Raw genomic sequence first — 20,670 nt, 5'->3', positions numbered from 1 at the left:
CTGCAGACTATCGCTCCCGAACCTCGCGAGCCCTGCCACAAAGGGTTTCGCTGCCGCCGCCTGAGGAGAGAATTAGAAATGACCTTCGTCGTCACCGACAACTGCATCAAGTGCAAGTACACCGACTGCGTGGAAGTATGTCCGGTGGACTGCTTCTACGAAGGCCCGAACTTCCTGGTCATCCACCCGGATGAGTGCATCGACTGCGCCCTGTGTGAACCAGAATGCCCGGCCGTCGCTATTTTCTCCGAGGACGAAGTCCCGGCAGAGATGCAGGAATTTATTCAGTTGAACGTCGAGCTGGCGGAAATCTGGCCGAACATCACTGAGAAGAAAGACTCGCTGCCGGATGCAGCAGAGTGGGATGGCGTCAAAGGCAAGATCAAAGACCTCGAGCGCTAACAGCGCCGCCGCCAGACAAAAAAAGGCCCTTAGGGGCCTTTTTTGCGTCCGGAGACTTTTCTACGGGCAAAAAAAAGGGGCGGTATGACCCGCCCACATTTTTTCCCTAGTCCCTGTATTCCTTTTCATCATCCTGATGAATCGCATCCTGCGACGTTCCTTCAAACCATCGTTCCTTGATGGCTGTGTCAATCCGTGGACACAGGGCTGATCTTAGAGACTTCCAAGGGAAGTACAACGGGATCCAACCCGTGGAATGGCACACAAAAACGCTCAACACGATTTAATTAATTGTTTAATTTCAAAAGCTTAGAAAAAACTCTCAGCGTTTCGAGGCGTACATGTCCGGTAAAAAAACCAAACACTTACGAAAAAGTAAGCAAATGCTTACACGAGCAATTGGGCAAAAGCGTAACGGCCACGTCCGGGGCATCTTCCGGGTATGAAAAAGCCCCGACGCTGTCGGGGCTTTTTCCCTTCACGCCTCTTAGTCGTCGCTGACAGTAATCGTCGGCATTGCCGGCGCCGCGGCTTCCTGCAAGACAATGCGTGCGCCAACATGACGGGCCAGTTCCTGATAGATCATGGCAATCTGGCTATCAGGTTCGGCCACTACGGTGGGCTTGCCACCGTCAGCCTGCTCGCGAATCAGCATCGACAGCGGCAGCGAGGCCAGCAGTTCAACACCGTATTGCGTGGCCAGCTTCTCACCGCCGCCTTCACCAAACAGATGCTCGGCGTGGCCGCAGTTGGAGCAGATGTGCACCGCCATGTTTTCGACAACGCCCAGCACCGGGATATTGACCTTGCGGAACATCTCCACGCCTTTCTTGGCATCGAGCAGGGCCAGGTCCTGCGGCGTAGTGACGATCACCGAACCGGCCACCGGGACTTTCTGTGCCAGGGTCAGCTGGATATCACCGGTGCCTGGCGGCATGTCGATCACCAGGTAGTCCAAATCGCCCCAGGCCGTCTGGGTGACCAGTTGCAGCAGGGCCCCGGAGACCATCGGCCCGCGCCAGACCATCGGCGTGTTGTCGTCGGTGAGGAAGGCCATGGACATGACTTCCACCCCGTGGGAGTCGATCGGCACAAACCACTTCTGATCCTTCACCTTCGGCCGCGTGCCTTCGGCAATACCGAACATCACACCCTGGCTCGGGCCGTAGATATCGGCGTCGAGGATACCCACGCGGGCACCTTCACGGGCCAGGGCCAGGGCCAGGTTGGCTGCGGTGGTGGATTTGCCCACCCCCCCCTTGCCGGAGGCTACGGCGACAACGTTCTTGACGTTGGCCAGCCCCGGGATCTGAGCCTGGGCCTTGTGCGGCGCAATCACGCACTGGATGTCGACCTTGGCCGCACGCACGCCGTCCAGGCCTTCGATGGCCATTTGCAGCATCTGCGCCCAGCCGCTCTTGAACAGGCCTGCGGCATAGCCCAGCTCCAGCTGGACCGACACCTGGTCGCCCTGTACCTCGATGGCACGTACACAGCCGGCACTGACCGGGTCCTGGTTCAAATAAGGGTCGGTGTACTGGCGAAGAACGGCTTCCACCGCTGCGCGATTGACGGCGCTCATGGGCTACTCCCGAAAAAAGACTGACTGAAACAGGCGGCTATCCTAACCGTTCCCGCCGTTCAGCGGCATGCTTTCGCAGGTCAGGAAGATGCTGAAACAGCTCCACGGGGTGAAATATATTTCCCGGCGCTTTATAGTGGCCGACCTCCGTTTCATCAAGTAGCCGAGCCCCATGTCCGAGCCACGCAAGATCCTCGTCACCAGCGCCCTGCCCTATGCCAATGGTTCCATCCATCTTGGCCATATGCTTGAGTACATCCAGACCGATATGTGGGTGCGCTTCCAGAAGCATCGCGGCAACCAATGCATTTATGTCTGCGCGGACGACGCCCACGGTTCGGCAATCATGTTGCGCGCCGAAAAGGAAGGCATCACCCCGGAACAACTGATCGCCAACGTGCAGGCTGAACACAGCGCCGACTTTGCCGAGTTCCTGGTGGACTTCGACAACTTCCACTCGACCCACTCCGAAGAAAACCGCGAGCTGTCGAGCCAGATTTACCTGCGCTTGAAAGAAGCCGGGCACATCGACCAGCGGTCGGTCACCCAGTATTTCGACCCGGAAAAGAAAATGTTCCTGGCCGACCGCTTCATCAAGGGCACCTGCCCGAAATGCGGCACCGAAGACCAGTACGGCGACAACTGCGAAAAATGCGGTGCAACCTACGCGCCTACCGAGTTGAAGGACCCGAAATCGGCCATCTCCGGTGCCACCCCGGTGCTCAGGGATTCCCAGCATTTCTTCTTCAAGCTCCCGGATTTCCAGCAGATGCTGCAAAGCTGGACCCGCAGCGGCACCCTGCAAGATGCCGTGGCCAACAAGCTCGCCGAATGGCTCGACAGCGGCCTGCAACAGTGGGACATCTCCCGCGATGCGCCGTACTTCGGTTTCGAGATCCCTGGCGAGCCCGGCAAGTACTTCTATGTGTGGCTGGATGCACCAATTGGCTACATGGCCAGCTTCAAGAACCTGTGCGATCGCACGCCGGAGCTGGACTTCGACGCGTTCTGGAACAAGGACTCCACGGCCGAGCTGTACCACTTCATCGGCAAGGACATCGTCAACTTCCACGCCCTGTTCTGGCCGGCGATGCTTGAAGGTTCGGGCTACCGCAAGCCGACCGGCATCGCGGTGCACGGCTACCTGACGGTCAACGGCCAGAAGATGTCCAAGTCCCGTGGCACCTTTATCAAGGCGCGCACCTACCTGGACCACCTGTCGCCGGAATACCTGCGCTACTACTACGCGTCCAAGCTGGGCCGTGGCGTTGATGACCTGGACCTGAACCTGGAAGACTTCGTACAGAAGGTCAACTCGGACCTCGTGGGCAAAGTCGTCAACATCGCCAGCCGTTGCGCCGGGTTTATCCACAAGGGCAACGCCGGCTTGCTGGTGGCGGAAAACGCCGCACCGGAACTGACCGATGCCTTCCTGGCCGCCGCACCAAGCATTGCCGACGCCTACGAGGCCCGTGACTTTGCCCGCGCCATGCGCGAGATCATGGGCCTGGCCGACCGCGCCAACGCCTGGATCGCCGACAAGGCACCGTGGTCGTTGAACAAACAGGAAGGCAAGCAGGCTGAAGTCCAGGCGATCTGCGCCACGGGCGTCAACCTGTTCCGCCAGCTGGTGATCTTCCTCAAGCCGGTGCTGCCACTGCTAGCCGCCGACGCCGAGGCGTTCCTCAACGTCGCACCACTAACCTGGAACGACCACGCCAGCCTGCTCAGCAACCATCAGTTGAACGAGTTCAAGCCGCTGATGACCCGCATCGACCCGGTAAAAGTCCAGGCCATGACCGACGCTTCGAAAGAAGACCTGGTCGCCAGCCAGACCGACACCGGCTCGGCTGCACCCGCTGGCAATGGTGAATTGGCCAAAGACCCGCTTTCCCCGGAAATCGACTTTGACGCTTTCGCCGCCGTGGACCTGCGTGTCGCGCTGATCATCAAGGCCGAAGCGGTGGAAGGTGCCGACAAGCTGCTGCGCCTGACACTGGATATCGGTGACGAGCAACGCAATGTGTTCTCCGGGATCAAGAGCGCCTACCCGGACCCGTCCAAGCTGGATGGTCGCCTGACCATGATGATTGCCAACCTCAAGCCTCGGAAGATGAAGTTCGGTATTTCCGAAGGCATGGTGATGGCGGCGGGCCCTGGCGGTGAAGAAATCTACCTGCTGAGCCCTGACAGCGGCGCCAAGCCAGGTCAACGCATCAAGTAAGCCTGCAAAACAGCCCTGTCGTTTCGGCGACAGGGCTTTTCCGCTAGTCCACTCTTCTCGCTTGCCGGATAATCAGGCTCTGTTTGTCTAGCCGGCATGCCAATGATCCCAGCATGAACCTCATTCAACGTATCGACGCGCTGCTGCCGCAGACCCAATGCGGCAAATGCGGGCACCCGGGCTGCAAGCCATACGCCGAAGGCATCGCTAAAGGCGAGGCGATCAACAAGTGCCCGCCGGGTGGGCAGGAGACGATCGTCGGCCTGGCGCACCTGCTGAGCATCCCCGTGCTGACGCTGGACGCCAGCCGGGGCGAAGCTCCAGCGCAGGTTGCCTACATTCGCGAAGCCGAGTGCATCGGCTGCACCAAGTGCATCCAGGCGTGCCCGGTGGACGCCATCGTGGGTGCCGCGAAACTGATGCACACAGTGATCAGCGACGAGTGCACGGGCTGCGACCTGTGCGTGGCGCCTTGCCCGGTCGACTGCATCGATATGCGGCCGCTGGTTGACCTAATACCGATGGTAGGTGGGTTGGCTGCCAACCAACATGAGCACCACGCACGCAGCCTCAAGCGTGACCGGGCGCGGCGGCGTTTTGAACAGCGCAACGGGCGCTTGCAGCGCGAAGAGCAACGCCAGCTGGCAGAGCGCCTGGCACGGGCCAAGCGCGCGGTGCCGACGCACACGGCACCCGCAGATGCAGGGCAGGCTGCCTCGGATGCAGCTATCAAGAAAGCCAAGATCGGCGTCGCCATGAGCCGTGCGCAGCTGCACAAATCCTTGAAAGCCTTCGGCCATCCGCCAACGTTTGAGCAACAATCGCAACTGATCATCCTGCAACAACAGTTCGAAGCGGCGGAGCAGGCACTCGCTGCGCTGGAGGCGAGCAGCCCACCGCCGCTGCCGGCCAACAAAGACCCAGAGCTCAAGCGCGCGAAAATCCAGTTGGCCATGCGGCGCGCCGAGTTGAAAAAGGCTCAGGAACAGCACGCCGACGAACAACAGCTGGCAACACTCAGCGCGGCATTGACCGCTGCCGAGCAAGCCCTGCATGACGCCGAGGCGATCTCCGAGCAACCCCGCCCCGACTTGCAGCGCGTGGAAAAACGCCCCATCGATGCCCAACTGCGCCAGCTTAAAACCGCCCTGGCCTATGCCCGTGCGGACGTCAGCAAGTTGCAGCGCCAACCGGGCGTCGACGCAGAAGCGCTGGCTGCGGCGCAACACAAACTGGAAGAGGTGCAGCGCCAGGTCGATACCCATGTCGGCGCCTGACCTCTATCCTGTTGAGGTTGTTGCATATAGGGCTCCGTGCCTGGAACCGCTTTTCACACTTACGCCGACCGTCTGCAAGGAACTGCCTGCCCCATGAACGCCGTAAAACGCCTGGAAATTTTCCGCAGGTTTCACGAAGACAATCCAGAACCGAAAACCGAACTGGCCTACTCCTCGCCGTTCGAGTTGTTGATTGCGGTGATCCTGTCGGCACAATCCACTGATGTGGGCGTGAATAAGGCCACGGCCAAACTGTATCCGGTGGCCAATACACCGGAGGCGATCCATGCCCTGGGCGTCGATGGCTTGTCCGAATACATCAAGACGATTGGCCTTTACAACAGCAAGGCCAAGAATGTCATCGAGACCTGCCGGATGCTGGTGGAGTTGCACGGCGGTGAAGTGCCGCAAACACGCGAAGCCCTGGAAGCGCTGCCCGGTGTAGGCCGCAAAACTGCCAACGTTGTGCTCAACACAGCATTTCGCCAGCTGACCATGGCGGTGGACACCCACATTTTCCGGGTCAGCAACCGGACGGGCATCGCCCGCGGCAAGAATGTGGTGGAGGTGGAAACCCAGTTGATGAAGTTCGTGCCCAAGCCCTATCTGCTCGACTCCCACCACTGGTTGATCCTGCACGGGCGCTATGTTTGCCAGGCACGCAAGCCACGCTGCGGCAGCTGTCGCATCGAAGACCTGTGTGAATACAAGGACAAGACGTCCGACGATTGAGTAATCATTGTTTTTTTCGATCAGTCGATTGAAAAAATCTTTTTTACCCATTCATGGATTATCGTTATAAGGAGCGCCAACGGCAGTCTTAGCCCGGAGTGAACCTTATGAGCACTGGCAAAGAACAACTGGATGTAGAAGACGACCTCGTTGCAGAATCGGAAGACGATGGCGAAGCCCCCGTTGCGGAGGTAGCCAAGACCAATCTAAGCAAACGTCGCACTATCGACAATCTTCTGGAAGAGCGACGCTTGCAAAAACAACTGGCCGATTACGACTTCGACCTCTGACCTGCCCGTTGACGACCAGAAGCCTCCCTGACGGAGGCTTTTTTCTGGCGGTCTCACTGGCCGGATATCACGTCAGTTGATGCCCCCCCTATACGAGCCCGTTGCGTTGGGCCAACTCAATCAGGTCGACCAGCGAGCGTGCATTGAGCTTGAGCAGCAAACGCGTCTTGTAGGTACTGACGGTCTTGTTGCTCAGGAACATGCCGTCGGCGATCTCCTTGTTGGTTTTACCGCGCGCCAACTGCTGCAGCACCATCATCTCCCGGCCCGAAAGGCGCTCGACCATATCGGCCTCACTCGCGTTGCCCATGGTTGAGCGCACCGAATTCAACGCCTGGTTCGGGAAATAGCTGTAACCAGAGAGCACCGCCTTGATGGCGCTCAACAACTCAGTCAAGTCCTGCTGCTTGCATACGTAACCCGCAGCGCCCGCCTGCATGCAACGCATGGAGAAATGGCCAGGCGCCTGAGACGTCAGCACCAACACCTTGAACGGCGCCGGCTGCTTGACGGAGGAAAGCCGGCAGATAACTTCCAGCCCATCGAGCTTTGGAATGCCAATATCCAATATAACGATGTCCGGCATATGTTCCCGTGCAAGTTGCAACGCATCGACACCGTTATCGGTCTCGGCAACGACCTCATAACCATGACGCTCCATTAGCATACGTACAGCAAGACGAATGACGGGATGATCATCCACGATCAGCACTTTATTCATAAGAAAGTCCAATTTCGCTGTTCGAATTATTCAGAGCAAACACAATAGCCTAGTCGTTTCCTGGTTGGCATAGCGTTCCCCCCTGAGTAACTGCACGCAGAGACCCAACCCACAACGATATAGGAATAAGCCTACAAAAAAACACTAACTCGGATGTATCGAGTTTTACGGAGGCTTTCAGACTTTTCTGGAACCACACATATCTTGAATGAAATATCCAACGACTCAGGGGTAGGAGGTAAAGGTAGCGCACACGACTTTCAGCAAATGTCCCTTGCTTAACGCCTTCGCGCAGATAAGTCGGCAAGAAAAACCCTGTCATTTCAGTTCCCTTAAACACATTCACTTACACCATAATTTCCTACAGATATTTCACTCAGAAACACCTATATCACACCTACATGAGTGAATTATCTGTAAGACATAGTTCCTATCCTGGTGTAATTAATTCATTTTCCACTTAATACGCCGACCTCTAACCCTTTCCTACCGCCATCAAATTCTCAAAAGACAACTTTCAACACTTTTTAAACATTAATAAACACAAGCCCTGACTCGCCTCTCATTTTTCAACAAGCAAAAAAAAGGCCCCTTGAACAAGGGGCCTCTCTTAAAGCGTCTGGGACACTCAGAACAACTTGCGACCTTTGTTGGCCGCAATGCGCATGCGCAATGCGTTCAACTTGATAAAGCCCGCTGCGTCCGCCTGGTTGTAGGCGCCGCCGTCTTCTTCGAAGGTAGCGATGTTGGCGTCGAACAGCGACTCATCGGACTTGCGACCAGTGACGATCACGTTGCCCTTGTACAGCTTCAGGCGCACAACGCCGTTCACGTGGGCCTGGGAGGCATCGATCATCTGTTGCAGCATCAGACGCTCAGGGCTCCACCAGTAGCCGGTGTAGATCAGGCTGGCGTACTTGGGCATCAACTCGTCTTTGAGGTGAGCCACTTCGCGGTCCAGGGTGATGGACTCGATAGCACGGTGGGCACGCAGCATGATGGTGCCGCCCGGGGTTTCGTAGCAGCCACGGGACTTCATGCCCACGTAACGGTTCTCGACGATGTCGAGGCGGCCGATGCCGTGTTCGCCACCGATACGGTTCAGGGTCGCCAGCACGGTGGCCGGAGTCATTTCGACGCCGTCCAGCGCGACGATGTCGCCGTTGCGGTAGGTCAGTTCCAGGTACTGCGGCTTGTCTGGAGCGTTCTCCGGGGAGACGGTCCATTTCCACATGTCTTCTTCGTGCTCGGTCCAGGTGTCTTCCAGCACGCCGCCTTCATAGGAGATGTGCAGCAAGTTGGCGTCCATCGAGTACGGGGACTTCTTCTTGCCGTGACGTTCGATCGGGATTGCGTGCTTTTCAGCGTAATCCATCAGCTTTTCACGGGACAGCAGGTCCCATTCACGCCAAGGGGCAATCACTTTCACGCCTGGCTTGAGGGCGTAGGCGCCCAGTTCGAAACGTACCTGGTCGTTGCCCTTGCCGGTGGCGCCATGGGAAATGGCGTCAGCGCCGGTTTCGTTGGCGATTTCGATCAGGCGCTTGGCGATCAGCGGACGTGCGATGGAGGTACCCAGCAGGTACTCGCCTTCGTAGACGGTGTTGGCGCGAAACATCGGGAAAACGAAATCGCGGACGAATTCTTCGCGCAGGTCGTCAATGTAGATCTCTTTCACGCCCATGGCTTGCGCCTTGGCACGTGCAGGTTCGACCTCTTCGCCCTGACCCAGGTCAGCGGTGAAGGTCACCACTTCACAGTTATAAGTATCCTGCAGCCACTTGAGGATCACCGAAGTGTCCAGGCCGCCGGAATACGCGAGAACGACCTTGTTTACGTCGGCCATGCCATCACTCCACGGGGTTGTACGGAAAGGCGACGATTCTACCGATCAAAACCGTGAAATTACAGGGGCGCGACAGCAAATGAAGATAAAGCGACAGATTATGTCGAACGAGCGACCGATGGTCACACGTTATGAGGTAGCGGCTGGGTTGCTTGGCCCAGTGGCCGTGGGCGCCGGCTTCTCGGGGGCTGCCACCCGTTCCAGCTGAATATTGACGCGGCGGTTGCGCGCCCGGTTGGCGGCATTGGTGTTGGGCGCCAGCGGGTAGCTTTCGCCGTGGAAACGCAGGGTGACCTGCGACTCCTGGATGCCGTTGACCTTGAAGTACTCCATGACTGCCAAGGCGCGCCGACGCGAAACATCGCGATTGGTCAGGCGATTGCCGCTGTTGTCCGAATGGCCATTGAGTTCGATGTGGTTGACGGTAGGGTCAGCCTTCATGAACTCAAGGATCACCGCCAGCTTCTGCTTGGCTGCGGCGTCCAGCTCAATGCCACCACCAGGGAAGCCGACTTCCGTCTGCTTGACCTGGTCGTAGTTCATCGGCAGCAACTTGGCGGTACACAGTTGGTAGTCGCTGTAGGCCTTGTTGAAGCGCACCGGCAACAGGCGGATTTCCGAGTAGCCGCCTTCGCGCCCGTAGTGCCGGACCGTCGGCGAGCGCCCCTCCAGCAAGCCGTTGAACAACCGCCCCGCCTGGGCCTGGGAACTGTTGAACAACACATCGCCACTGCCGGCCCGCACCGCACCCAGGTTGATATCACCCCGGCCAGGCTGCCACGGTGCAGCGGCGGCCAACAAGGTGGCCGAGCCTGCCCCCAGCGATCCGCCATAGGCTTTCAGACGAAATGTCGCCTGCTCGCCCGCCCGGCGCACGAACTCACCCGAACCGAAGTCGGTGATCGGCTGGGTCAGACGGCACTCAAACTTGTCGCCCTCCACCTTCCACTCAATATTCTCCAGACGTGTCTGGAACGTGAGGGCCATCGCAGGCAGGCTGGCGAACACACTGAGCAGGGCTAGATATTGCTGGCGCACGGGAGGCTCCACTGGTTTCTACAACACTTCAAAGCGTCATACATCGATAAGGCATACGAAAGGCTATCGGATGCATCCTGCAAAACTTGATAGCGAGTGCCTGCAAGAGTCTTTTCCGGTAGCATTCCCACCAGATTGACCCGCCTGGAATCCCCAATGTCCGACCGCCTGACCCTGCTGCGTCCCGACGACTGGCATATTCATCTTCGCGATGGTGCTGCGTTGCCCCAAACCGTGGCCGATGTTGCGCGCACGTTTGGCCGCGCCATCATCATGCCTAACCTGGTACCTCCGGTGCGTAATGCCGCTGAAGCCGACGCCTATCGCCAGCGTATCCTCGCTGCGCGGCCGGCCGGCAGCCGCTTCGAACCGCTGATGGTGCTCTACCTCACCGACCGCACCCAGCCCGAAGAGATTCGTGAAGCCAAGGCCAGCGGCTACGTGCACGCCGCCAAGCTGTACCCGGCTGGCGCGACCACCAACTCCGATTCCGGCGTGACCAGTATCGACAAGATCCTGCCGGCCATCGAAGCCATGGCCGAAGTCGGCATGCCGTTGCTGATCCACGGTGAAGTCACCCGTGGCGACGTCGACGTGTTCGACCGCGAGAAGATCTTCATCGACGAGCATATGCGCCGTGTGGTCGAGCTGTTCCCGACCCTCAAGGTGGTGTTCGAACACATCACCACCGCCGATGCCGTGCAGTTCGTCACCGAGGCTTCGGCCAACGTCGGCGCGACCATTACCGCCCATCACCTGCTGTACAACCGCAACCACATGCTGGTGGGCGGGATTCGGCCGCACTTCTATTGCCTGCCGATCCTCAAGCGCAACACCCACCAGGTGGCGTTGCTGGATGCGGCGACCAGCGGCAATCCGAAATTCTTCCTCGGCACCGACTCGGCGCCCCACGCCCAGCACGCCAAGGAAGCCGCGTGCGGCTGTGCCGGTTGCTACACCGCCTATGCGGCGATCGAGCTGTACGCCGAAGCGTTCGAGCAGCGCAATGCCCTGGACAAGCTTGAAGGTTTTGCCAGCCTCAACGGCCCGCGTTTCTACGGCCTGCCGGCGAATACCGACCGCATCACCCTGGTCCGTGAAGACTGGACCGCCCCTGCCAGCCTGCCGTTTGGCGAGCTGACCGTTATCCCGCTGCGCGCCGGTGAAACACTGCGCTGGCGCCTGCTGGAGGAAAGCAAGTGAGTGAAGACCATTACGACGACGAACACGAGCACAGTGGTGGCGGCTCCCGCCACCCGATGGCCGAGCGGTTTCGCGGCTATCTGCCGGTTGTCATCGACGTAGAAACCGGTGGTTTCAATTGCGCCACCGACGCGTTGCTGGAAATTGCCGCGACCACGATCGGCATGGATGAGCAGGGTTTTGTGTTCCCGGAACACACCCACTTCTTCCGCGTCGAGCCGTTTGAAGGCGCGAATATCGAAGCAGCCGCTTTGGAATTCACCGGCATCAAGCTCGATCACCCACTGCGCATGGCCGTGAGTGAAGAAGCAGCGCTGACCGATATCTTCCGTGGCGTGCGCAAGGCATTGAAAGCCAATGGCTGTAAACGCGCGATCCTGGTCGGGCACAACAGCAGCTTCGACCTGGGCTTCCTGAACGCCGCCGTGGCGCGGTTGGACATGAAGCGCAACCCGTTCCACCCGTTCTCCAGCTTCGACACCGCCACGTTGGCGGGCCTGGCTTACGGCCAGACCGTACTGGCCAAAGCCTGCCAGGCAGCCGGTATCGACTTTGACGGTCGCGAAGCCCATTCGGCGCGCTACGACACCGAGAAGACGGCCGATCTGTTCTGCGGCATCGTCAATCGCTGGAAGCAGATGGGCGGCTGGGAAGATTTCGGCGACTGAAGCCATTTCCCACCCATAAAAAAACCGGCCTTCTCAGGCCGGTTTTTTTGTACCTCGACTCTGGCTTACAGCTTGCCAGCGTTCTCGGTCAGGTAAGCCGCAACGCCTTCTGGCGAAGCGTTCATGCCTTTGTCGCCTTTTTTCCAGTTGGCTGGGCAGACTTCGCCGTGCTCTTCGTGGAATTGCAGAGCGTCGACCAGGCGGATCAGCTCTTCCATGTTACGACCCAGTGGCAGGTCGTTGATGATCTGGGAGCGTACAACGCCCTTGTCATCGATCAGGAATGCGCCACGGAAAGCCACGCCGCCTTCGGACTCTACGTCGTAGGCCTTGGCAATGTCGTGCTTCATATCGGCAGCCATGGTGTATTTGACTTTGCCGATGCCGCCATCATTGATGGCGGTGTTGCGCCAGGCGTTGTGGGTGAAATGGGAGTCGATGGAAACGGCTACCACTTCAACGTTGCGCGCCTTGAAGTCGTCCATGCGGTGGTCCAGAGCGATCAGCTCCGAAGGGCAGACGAAGGTGAAGTCCAGCGGGTAGAAGAACACCAGGCCGTATTTGCCTTTGATGGCTTCAGACAGCTTGAAGCTGTCAACGATTTCGCCATTGCCGAGGACGGCGGGTACGTCGAAATCCGGGGCTTGTTTGCCGACGAGTACGCTCATTGGGTATCTCCTGATGTTGGGGTGACGATTGAAGTAAAAGGACCCGCCCAGTCTGGCGCGCTTAAGCGACAGCCCTGTGACGCAGTCACGCTTCGTGAAGACCGACCATCATACACTGAAAAAACCGTTCGTCAGCGAAGGGGGCGTAGCAGCGAATACCCTACGAATCTACTTTGACAATCATTCTCGTTAACATTAAGATCCACCGCACTTAAGCCTTAAACCCGCGACGGTTCTCCCTATGTATGTGTGCCTCTGTACTGGCGTCACCGACGGACAAATCCGCGAAGCAATCTACGAAGGTTGCTGCAGCTACAAGGAAGTGCGTGAAACCACCGGCGTTGCCAGCCAGTGCGGCAAATGTGCCTGCCTCGCCAAGCAAGTCGTACGGGAAACCCTGACACAGCTGCAAACAGCCCAGGCCGCGATCCCCTATTCAGCAGAATTTACACACGCTTAAATAGGCGTGTTTTAAAGAACCGGACTTAGTGTCCGGTTTTTTTATGCCCGCAATTCAATTAGTTAGCGCCGAGACGCGGAACACAAACATTCTTATTCCGATTAATTTTCATTTATTATTCAATAACTTAGGTTTGACACTAAGGTTTTCGCCGCTCAAACTCCGCCTTATACACAGCGATTACAGGGCAGGACCCCAGTCATGAAAGGCGACATCTCAGTCATCCAGCAACTCAACAAAATCCTTGCCAATGAACTGGTCGCGATCAATCAGTACTTCCTGCATGCACGCATGTATGACGATTGGGGCCTGGAAAAGCTCGGCAAGCGCGAATACAAAGAGTCCATCAAGGCCATGAAGGACGCCGACGCGCTGATCAAGCGCATCCTGTTCCTCGAAGGCCTGCCGAACGTGCAAGACCTGGGCAAGCTGAACATCGGCGAGCACACCCAGGAAATGATCAGCAGCGACCTCAAGTTCGAACAGAAGAGCCACAGCGACCTCAAGGCCGCCATCGCTCACTGCGAAACCAAAGGCGACTTCGGCAGCCGCGAACTGCTGGAAGATATTCTGGAAGACCAGGAAGAACACATCGACTGGCTGGAAACCCAACTAGGCCTGATCATCAAAGTCAGCCTGGAGAACTACCTGCAATCGCAAATGGGCGAATAACGCCTAACGCGCAGGTACAAAAAAGCCCCGCTCTCTCACGAGAAGCGGGGCTTTTTATTGCAAGCGCATCAAGCGTCGGTCTTGGCCGCCGCGTTTGCCGCTGCGTCTTTGATCAGCGCTTGCAGTGAACCATCAGCCGCCATCTCAACGATGATGTCGCTACCGCCGACCAGCTCACCGGCCACCCACAGTTGTGGGAACGTAGGCCAGTTGGCGTACTTCGGCAGGTTGGCGCGGATTTCAGGGTTTTGCAGGATATCCACGTAAGCGAATTTCTCGCCGCACGCCATGATGGCCTGGGACGCCTTCGCGGAGAAACCGCACTGAGGAGCGTTAGGTGCGCCCTTCATGTAAAGCAGAATGGTGTTGGCAGCAATCTGCTCTTTGATCGTTTCGATGATATCCATGGAACACCTCGGCTGGAACTTTGCGACTCACAGGTCGGCACGGTGGCGCATTGTAACGCAAAATTCCAGCCGGGTGCTCAGGCAGCTGCGACCTGCACCGGAACGCCATTGAGCGCAGCGTTGCCCGACAACTCGTCCAATTGCCGTTCGTCGGTCAAGTCGTTCGCACTCGCCCCCGGCTGCCCACTGGCGATACTCATCTGCACGCCCGGGCGGCCATGCCCCCAACCGTGAGGCAGGCTGACTACGCCGGGCATCATGTCGAGGCTGGCCAGCACTTCCACCTCGATCATGCCGATGCGCGAGCTCACACGCACCCGCTGGCCATCACTCAACTGCCGGCTGGACAGGTCATCGGGATGCATCAACAGCTGATGCCTCGGCTTGCCCTTCACCAAGCGGTGATAGTTATGCATCCAGGAATTATTGCTGCGTACATGCCGGCGCCCAATCAACAACAGCTCGTCAGCCCCAGGCAGCGGCTGCGCTGCAAACCGCGCCAGGTCGGCAAGGATCACCGCTGGCGCCGCCTGCACCTTGCCATCTACGGTTTTCAGACGCTGGGCAAGGTTGGCCCTGAGAGGCCCCAAATCCACGCCATGGGGATGATCGGCCAGCATCGCGACGGACAGCTTATGCTCGGACGCTTCACCGTACGCCCCGGCCCGTAGTCCAAAGTCGATCATCTGCGCCGGCGCCATGGTCGGTTTAAGCGCCGCCCCCGTCCGCGCGGCGAACGCCTGGGCCAAACCGACAAAGATCTCCCAGTCATGCAACGCGCCTTGCGGCTTGGGCAAGATCGCCCGGTTGAAGCGGGTGACATTACGCACGGCGAACATATTGAAGGTGGTGTCGTAGTGATCGTTTTCCAGGGCCGAGGTGGACGGCAGGATCAAGTCCGCGTAACGCGTGGTCTCGTTGATATAGAGGTCGATGCTGACCATGAACTCCAAGCTATCCAGGGCCTGCTCCAACTGACGGCCGTTCGGCGTGGACAACACAGGGTTACCGGCAACCGTCACCAGCGCGCGGATTTGCCCTTCGCCCTCCGTCAACATCTCTTCGGCCAAGGCCGACACCGGCAACTCGCCGCCATATTCGGGGCGCCCGGAAACCCGGCTCTGCCAGCGATTGAAATGCCCGCCGCCGGTGGATGCCACCAGGTCCACCGCTGGCGACGTGCACAACGCACCGCCGACCCGATCCAGGTTACCGGTGACCAGGTTGATCAACTGCACCAGCCAATGGCACAGCGTGCCGAACGCCTGGGTCGAAACCCCCATGCGCCCATAACACACAGCCTTGTCCGCCGCGGCGAAGTCCCGCGCCAACTGGCGGATCTGCTCGGCCGGCACCGCACACTGGCGGCTCATGGCCTCAGCAGTAAACCCGGCAATGGCGCGTCGCACATCCTCCAGGCCTTCGACGGGCAAATGGCTGTCGCGGGTCAGGTTTTCACTAAACAACGTGTTGAGTACTGCAAACAGCAACGCCGCATCCCCACCAGGGCGCACAAATATATGCTGGTCGGCCATCGCCGCCGTCTCGCTGCGCCGTGGATCGACCACCACCACCTTGCCACCCCGGGCCTGGATGGCTTTCAGGCGTTTCTCTACATCGGGCACGGTCATGATGCTGCCGTTGGACGCCAGCGGGTTGCCGCCCAGGATCAGCATGAAGTCGGTGTGGTCGATATCCGGGATCGGCAATAACAAGCCATGACCGTACATGAGGTGACTGGTGAGGTGATGGGGCAACTGGTCCACCGAGGTTGCGGAGAACCGGTTGCGCGTCTTGAGTTGGCCGAGGAAGTAGTTGCTGTGGGTCATCAGCCCATAGTTGTGCACGCTAGGGTTGCCCTGATACACCGCCACCGCATTCTGCCCATGCCGGGCCTGGATGCCTGCCAGACGCTCGGCTACCAGCGCAAACGCTTCTTCCCACGGGATAGGCTGCCACTCGCTGCCCACGCGCAACATCGGTTGGTGCAGGCGATCGGGGTCATTCTGGATATCCTGCAACGCCACGGCCTTGGGGCAGATATGGCCACGGCTGAACGTGTCCAGCGCGTCACCCTTGATCGAGGTGATCGCCAGGCTGCCGTCGTCGGCGCGGGTGGTTTCCAGGGTCAGGCCGCAAATGGCTTCACACAGATGGCAGGCACGGTGATGGAGAGTCTTGGTCATGGCCAGTCTCTTTATTAGGGCTTTGATTCAACTATGGGCCGCGACCGGCTGGGGCGCCACCAAGGTTCGCCCCGTGAATCGGCGTACATCAGGCCAAGCCATGGGTAAGCATGAGTAAATGTTTCAGAAACTTCGCACATCGCCGCTGAAACCGACACAACCCGGCCCAGGCCCGCCCCGGCGGATTGCAAAAGGTTGCGGGGCCAGTGTACAAATGGCGCGCTGCTGTCAGGAATTCGTCTTCAAAAGCGCTCAGGCGCCCTTCTTGAACACCCCTAAAAACGTAGCCCCTATTGGTAAGACGCGACATTTAATGTCAATATCGCGCCTTCCCCTATTTCGTCGCCCCGTGCGGCTTTCGCCGCAGGTCTCGCCCGTTGTCACAATAAACAAGGCTTTGAGTATCTGCGGTCTGTTGCAAAAAGGTAGTTAATGATGAGCGCAAGGCACTTTCTCTCCCTGATGGATTGCACGCCCGAAGAGCTGGTCAGCGTGATCCGTCGAGGCATTGAGCTTAAAGACCTGCGTAACCGCGGCGTACTGTTCGAGCCTTTGAAAAACCGCGTGCTCGGGATGATTTTCGAGAAATCCTCGACCCGCACCCGCGTGTCTTTTGAAGCCGGCATGATCCAACTGGGCGGCCAAGCCATCTTCCTGTCATCGCGCGACACCCAACTGGGCCGTGGCGAGACCGTCGCCGACAGCGCCATCGTGATGTCGAGCATGCTCGATGCGGTGATGATCCGCACCTTTGCCCACAGCACCGTCACCGAATTTGCCGCCCACTCTCGCGTACCGGTGATCAACGGCCTGTCCGATGACCTGCACCCCTGCCAGCTGCTGGCCGATATGCAAACCTTCCTTGAGCATCGCGGTTCGATCCAGGGCAAGACCGTGGCCTGGATTGGCGACGGGAACAACATGTGCAACAGCTATATAGAAGCGGCGATCCAGTTCGACTTCCAACTGCGCGTTGCCTGCCCGGAAGGCTACGAGCCTGACGCCCGTTTCCTGGCACAAGCCGGCGAGCGCGTCACCGTTGTACGCGACCCACGCGAAGCAGTGATGGGCGCGCACTTGGTCAGCACCGACGTCTGGACCTCCATGGGCCAGGAAGAAGAAACCGCCAAGCGCCTGGCCCTGTTTGCGCCGTTCCAGGTGACCCGTGCCCTGCTCGACCTGGCCGCACCGGACGTGCTGTTCATGCACTGCCTGCCGGCTCACCGTGGCGAAGAAATCAGCCTGGACCTGCTGGACGACAGCCGTTCGGTCGCCTGGGATCAAGCTGAAAACCGCCTGCATGCGCAAAAAGCCCTGCTCGAATTCCTCGTCCCGCCGTCGTACCACCACGCATGAGCCAGCCATTCCTGCTGAACCTGCGCAATCTGGCATGCGGCTATCAAGATCAACGGGTGGTGCAGAACCTCAATCTGCACCTCAACGCCGGCGACATCGGCTGCCTGCTGGGCTCTTCGGGCTGCGGCAAGACCACCACCCTGCGCGCGATCGCCGGGTTTGAGCCGGTGCACGAAGGGGAAATCAGCCTGGCGGGCGAAGTGATCTCCAGCGCCGGTTTCACCCTGGCACCGGAGAAACGTCGCATCGGCATGGTGTTCCAGGACTACGCGCTGTTTCCCCACCTCAGCGTGGCGGACAACATCGCCTTCGGCATTCGCAAGCACCCGCAAAAAGACCGCGTGGTCGCCGAGCTGCTGGAACTGGTCAACCTGAAAAACCTGGGCAAGCGCTTCCCCCACGAGCTTTCCGGCGGCCAGCAACAACGTGTTGCCCTCGCCCGCGCCCTGGCGCCGGAGCCGCAACTGCTGCTGCTGGATGAGCCGTTCTCCAACCTCGACGGCGAACTGCGGCGCAAGCTCAGCCACGAAGTGCGCGACATCCTCAAGGCGCGCGGCACCAGTGCGATCCTGGTGACCCATGACCAGGAAGAAGCCTTCGCCGTGAGTGACCAGGTCGGCGTCTTCAAGGAAGGCCGCCTGGAGCAATGGGACACGCCCTACAACCTCTATCACGAACCGCAGACAACCTACGTCGCGAGCTTTATCGGCCAGGGTTATTTCATTCGTGGCCAATTGAGTTCGCCGGACTCGGTCAGCACCGAACTGGGCGACCTGCGCGGGAACCGGGCCTATCCTTGGCCAACCGGTGGTGCCGTGGATGTATTGCTGCGCCCCGACGACATCGTCTACGCGCCAGACAGTGCCTTGAAAGCGCGGATCGTGGGCAAGACCTTTCTCGGCGCATCGACTTTGTACCGCCTGCAACTGCCGACGGGCGCGCAGCTGGAGTCGATTTTCCCGAGCCATGCCGACCACCAGGTGGGTGCGGATGTGGGGATTCGGGTGGCGGCTGAACACCTCGTACTGTTCCAAGCGTCAGGCAGTGTTGCGGCGCAGATCCCGCAATCCGACTCAGGCGTACGCCGCTACAGCGCTGCTCACTGACAAAACCGAATCAAGAAATGTGGGAGCTGGCTTGCCTGCGATAGCGCCGTATCAGCCACTGCATCTTTGGCTGACACTCCGCTATCGCGGGCAAGCCCGCTCCCACAGTTAGATTTTCTGACATTTCAAAACAGGTTCAAGCCCGCCCAATCGGCGCAAATTTGGCCTGGGTATGCTCAGCCAGCACCGCTGCCGGCAACTCCACCTCCAACCCCCTTCTCCCCGCACTCACAAAAATCGTCGCGAACGGCTGCGCCGTCTCGTCGATAAATGTACGCAAGCGCTTCTTCTGCCCCAACGGACTGATCCCGCCCAGCAAGTAACCGGTAGAGCGCTGCGCCGCCGCCGGGTCGGCCATCTCGACTTTCTTGACACCTGCAGCGTGAGCTAGCGCCTTCAGGTCCAGACTTCCGACGACCGGCACCACAGCCACCAATAATTCGCCCTTCTCACTGCTGGCCAGCAAGGTCTTGAACACCTGCGCTGGGTCCAGCGCCAATTTCTCCGCAGCCTCCAGCCCATAGGATGCCGCCTTGGGATCATGTTCATAACTGTGGATACGATGTTCGGCGCGAACTTTTTTCAACAGGTCCAATGCAGGGGTCATGCTGGCTCCAGGCGTGGCAAACAGATGGCCAATTCTAGGCCAACCCCGCGCAAAACGCTCTACTGCGCACGCTTCGCCGTACACACACAATGTTACAAGCGTGATCATTCACCCGATCAATAGTTTGAAAGTGACCAATGGTTCACTTTCGACCTTTGACAGCCGTCATTCTTGTCTATATTTTTTCGTTTCCGAATGCTGTAGGAATGCACCTACAGCACTCGAGCAGTAAGCCGTGTCCGGGATGGGGATCCTTGCCACGGTGAAAATCGCGCAACACTCCGTTGAGAGCGTGCGCCAGACAAGAACAACAACTGAGGTTTTCCATGACAACTGCTCTTCAACAGCCTTCACTTTCGAGCCAATGCATGGCCGAATTCCTGGGGACTGCGCTTCTGATCTTCTTTGGTACAGGATGCGTCGCTGCGCTCAAGGTCGCGGGTGCCAGTTTTGGTTTGTGGGAAATCAGCATTATCTGGGGGGTTGGCGTCAGCATGGCGATCTACCTGAGCGCCGGTATTTCCGGGGCTCACCTCAACCCGGCGGTGAGTATCGCCCTGTGTATTTTCGCCGACTTCGAAAAGCGCAAACTGCCCTTCTACATTCTCGCCCAAGTCGCTGGCGCCTTCTGCTCGGCCGCCCTGGTGTACACCCTCTACAGCAATCTATTTTTCGATTACGAACAAACCCACCATATGGTGCGCGGCTCCCAGGCCAGCCTGGAGTTGGCGTCGGTGTTCTCCACCTACCCCCATGCGCTGTTGAGCACCGCCCAGGCGTTCCTGGTGGAAGTGGTCATCACCGCGATCCTGATGGGCGTGATCATGGCCCTCACCGATGACAACAACGGCCTGCCACGCGGCCCGTTGGCTCCGCTGCTGATCGGCCTGCTGATCGCCGTGATCGGTAGCGCCATGGGCCCGTTGACCGGCTTTGCGATGAACCCGGCGCGGGATTTCGGGCCCAAGCTGATGACCTTTTTCGCTGGCTGGGGTGAAATAGCCTTTACCGGCGGCCGCGATATTCCTTACTTCCTGATTCCTGTTTTCGCGCCGATTGTCGGCGCATGCCTGGGTGCTGCGGCCTATCGCGGGTTGATTGCCCGTCATCTGCCAAGTGCCGCTCCTGCTATAGCTGAAGAAACACCTGACACGGCTGTCAACGGCAAGACCCGTATTTCCTGATAGCGCCAGCCTGGACGTACCTGCCCTTTTGCGGCCCAGGC

20 protein-coding genes are annotated in these 20,670 nt (G+C 58.9%); 12 read left to right on the top strand and 8 right to left on the bottom strand.

The window, feature by feature from the left end:
* The first annotated feature begins 78 nt into the window (after positions 1-78).
* The gene (gene fdxA / locus ACU688_RS08205; protein ID WP_017738276.1) at positions 79-402 is read left to right on the top strand and encodes a ferredoxin FdxA; all 324 of its coding nucleotides are present in this window, start codon (positions 79-81) and stop codon (positions 400-402) included.
* A 487-nt stretch (positions 403-889) separates the two neighbouring features.
* On the opposite strand, the gene apbC is transcribed toward fdxA, so the two are convergent.
* Positions 890-1,984, bottom strand: a complete 1,095-nt coding sequence (gene apbC / locus ACU688_RS08200; RefSeq protein WP_448184319.1) for an iron-sulfur cluster carrier protein ApbC — start codon at positions 1,982-1,984, stop codon at positions 890-892.
* 172 nt (positions 1,985-2,156) lie between these two features.
* Here apbC and metG point away from each other — a divergent pair, with 172 nt between their 5' ends.
* The 4 genes from metG (at position 2,157) to ACU688_RS08180 (ending at position 6,507) form a co-directional block, all read left to right on the top strand.
* Positions 2,157-4,208 carry a methionine--tRNA ligase gene (gene metG, locus ACU688_RS08195; RefSeq protein ID WP_448184318.1) on the top strand — a complete coding sequence of 684 codons (2,052 nt, stop codon included), beginning with the start codon at positions 2,157-2,159 and terminating at the stop codon, positions 4,206-4,208.
* Positions 4,209-4,291: 83 nt separating this feature from the next.
* Positions 4,292-5,485: an electron transport complex subunit RsxB gene (gene rsxB / locus ACU688_RS08190; protein ID WP_448184317.1), complete on the top strand. Its 1,194-nt coding sequence runs from the start codon at positions 4,292-4,294 to the stop codon at positions 5,483-5,485.
* Between the two features lie 93 nt (positions 5,486-5,578).
* Positions 5,579-6,217, top strand: coding sequence for an endonuclease III (gene nth / locus ACU688_RS08185; RefSeq protein WP_124526112.1), 639 nt, complete (start codon positions 5,579-5,581; stop codon positions 6,215-6,217).
* A 107-nt stretch (positions 6,218-6,324) separates the two neighbouring features.
* The gene (locus ACU688_RS08180) at positions 6,325-6,507 is read left to right on the top strand and encodes a PA3496 family putative envelope integrity protein (protein ID WP_017738282.1); all 183 of its coding nucleotides are present in this window, start codon (positions 6,325-6,327) and stop codon (positions 6,505-6,507) included.
* An 88-nt stretch (positions 6,508-6,595) separates the two neighbouring features.
* Here ACU688_RS08180 and ACU688_RS08175 read toward each other — a convergent pair whose 3' ends face one another.
* The 3 genes from ACU688_RS08175 to ACU688_RS08165 form a co-directional block, all read right to left on the bottom strand.
* Positions 6,596-7,228 (bottom strand): response regulator transcription factor, encoded by a 633-nt coding sequence (locus tag ACU688_RS08175; RefSeq protein ID WP_122719714.1) that lies wholly within the window; start codon positions 7,226-7,228, stop codon positions 6,596-6,598.
* Between the two features lie 628 nt (positions 7,229-7,856).
* Positions 7,857-9,074 (bottom strand): argininosuccinate synthase, encoded by a 1,218-nt coding sequence (locus ACU688_RS08170; RefSeq protein WP_017738284.1) that lies wholly within the window; start codon positions 9,072-9,074, stop codon positions 7,857-7,859.
* Positions 9,075-9,203: 129 nt separating this feature from the next.
* Entirely contained in the window at positions 9,204-10,112 is a 909-nt protein-coding gene (locus ACU688_RS08165) for a flagellar protein MotY (RefSeq protein WP_448184316.1), read from the bottom strand.
* Positions 10,113-10,268: 156 nt separating this feature from the next.
* Here ACU688_RS08165 and pyrC point away from each other — a divergent pair, with 156 nt between their 5' ends.
* Entirely contained in the window at positions 10,269-11,315 is a 1,047-nt protein-coding gene (pyrC, locus tag ACU688_RS08160) for a dihydroorotase (protein ID WP_032891786.1), read from the top strand.
* A complete protein-coding gene (rnt, locus tag ACU688_RS08155; protein WP_017738287.1) occupies positions 11,312-11,983 on the top strand; it encodes a ribonuclease T in 672 nt (223 codons plus the stop codon). The genes pyrC and rnt overlap by 4 nt, the downstream gene beginning before the upstream one ends.
* A gap of 65 nt (positions 11,984-12,048) precedes the next feature.
* On the opposite strand, the gene ACU688_RS08150 is transcribed toward rnt, so the two are convergent.
* On the bottom strand, positions 12,049-12,651 hold the full coding sequence (locus ACU688_RS08150; protein ID WP_003172097.1) for a peroxiredoxin: 603 nt from the start codon (positions 12,649-12,651) through the stop codon (positions 12,049-12,051).
* A 241-nt stretch (positions 12,652-12,892) separates the two neighbouring features.
* On the opposite strand from ACU688_RS08150, the gene ACU688_RS08145 reads away from it, so the two are divergent.
* Together ACU688_RS08145 and bfr are read left to right on the top strand one after the other, a co-directional pair.
* Entirely contained in the window at positions 12,893-13,111 is a 219-nt protein-coding gene (locus ACU688_RS08145) for a bacterioferritin-associated ferredoxin (protein ID WP_003208706.1), read from the top strand.
* Positions 13,112-13,312: 201 nt separating this feature from the next.
* On the top strand, positions 13,313-13,783 hold the full coding sequence (gene bfr / locus ACU688_RS08140; protein WP_236460178.1) for a bacterioferritin: 471 nt from the start codon (positions 13,313-13,315) through the stop codon (positions 13,781-13,783).
* A 68-nt stretch (positions 13,784-13,851) separates the two neighbouring features.
* On the opposite strand, the gene grxD is transcribed toward bfr, so the two are convergent.
* Positions 13,852-14,190, bottom strand: a complete 339-nt coding sequence (grxD, locus tag ACU688_RS08135) for a Grx4 family monothiol glutaredoxin (protein WP_448184315.1) — start codon at positions 14,188-14,190, stop codon at positions 13,852-13,854.
* Positions 14,191-14,267: 77 nt separating this feature from the next.
* Positions 14,268-16,376, bottom strand: a complete 2,109-nt coding sequence (locus ACU688_RS08130; RefSeq protein WP_448184314.1) for a molybdopterin oxidoreductase family protein — start codon at positions 16,374-16,376, stop codon at positions 14,268-14,270.
* Between the two features lie 435 nt (positions 16,377-16,811).
* Between ACU688_RS08130 and argF the strand changes: the two genes are divergently transcribed.
* Together argF and ACU688_RS08120 are read left to right on the top strand one after the other, a co-directional pair.
* A complete protein-coding gene (gene argF / locus ACU688_RS08125; RefSeq protein WP_026136991.1) occupies positions 16,812-17,732 on the top strand; it encodes an ornithine carbamoyltransferase in 921 nt (306 codons plus the stop codon).
* Entirely contained in the window at positions 17,729-18,838 is a 1,110-nt protein-coding gene (locus ACU688_RS08120; RefSeq protein ID WP_448184313.1) for an ABC transporter ATP-binding protein, read from the top strand. The genes argF and ACU688_RS08120 overlap by 4 nt, the downstream gene beginning before the upstream one ends.
* Before the next feature lie 136 nt (positions 18,839-18,974).
* On the opposite strand, the gene ybaK is transcribed toward ACU688_RS08120, so the two are convergent.
* Complete coding sequence (ybaK, locus tag ACU688_RS08115) at positions 18,975-19,445, bottom strand: Cys-tRNA(Pro) deacylase (RefSeq protein WP_305432868.1); 471 nt, start codon at positions 19,443-19,445, stop codon at positions 18,975-18,977.
* 326 nt (positions 19,446-19,771) lie between these two features.
* Here ybaK and ACU688_RS08110 point away from each other — a divergent pair, with 326 nt between their 5' ends.
* Complete coding sequence (locus tag ACU688_RS08110; RefSeq protein WP_448184312.1) at positions 19,772-20,629, top strand: MIP/aquaporin family protein; 858 nt, start codon at positions 19,772-19,774, stop codon at positions 20,627-20,629.
* Positions 20,630-20,670 lie beyond the last annotated feature (41 nt).

The organism is Pseudomonas acericola (SeqCode) (genome assembly GCF_053456465.1).
This window is presented reverse-complemented; position numbering and strand designations above follow the sequence as displayed.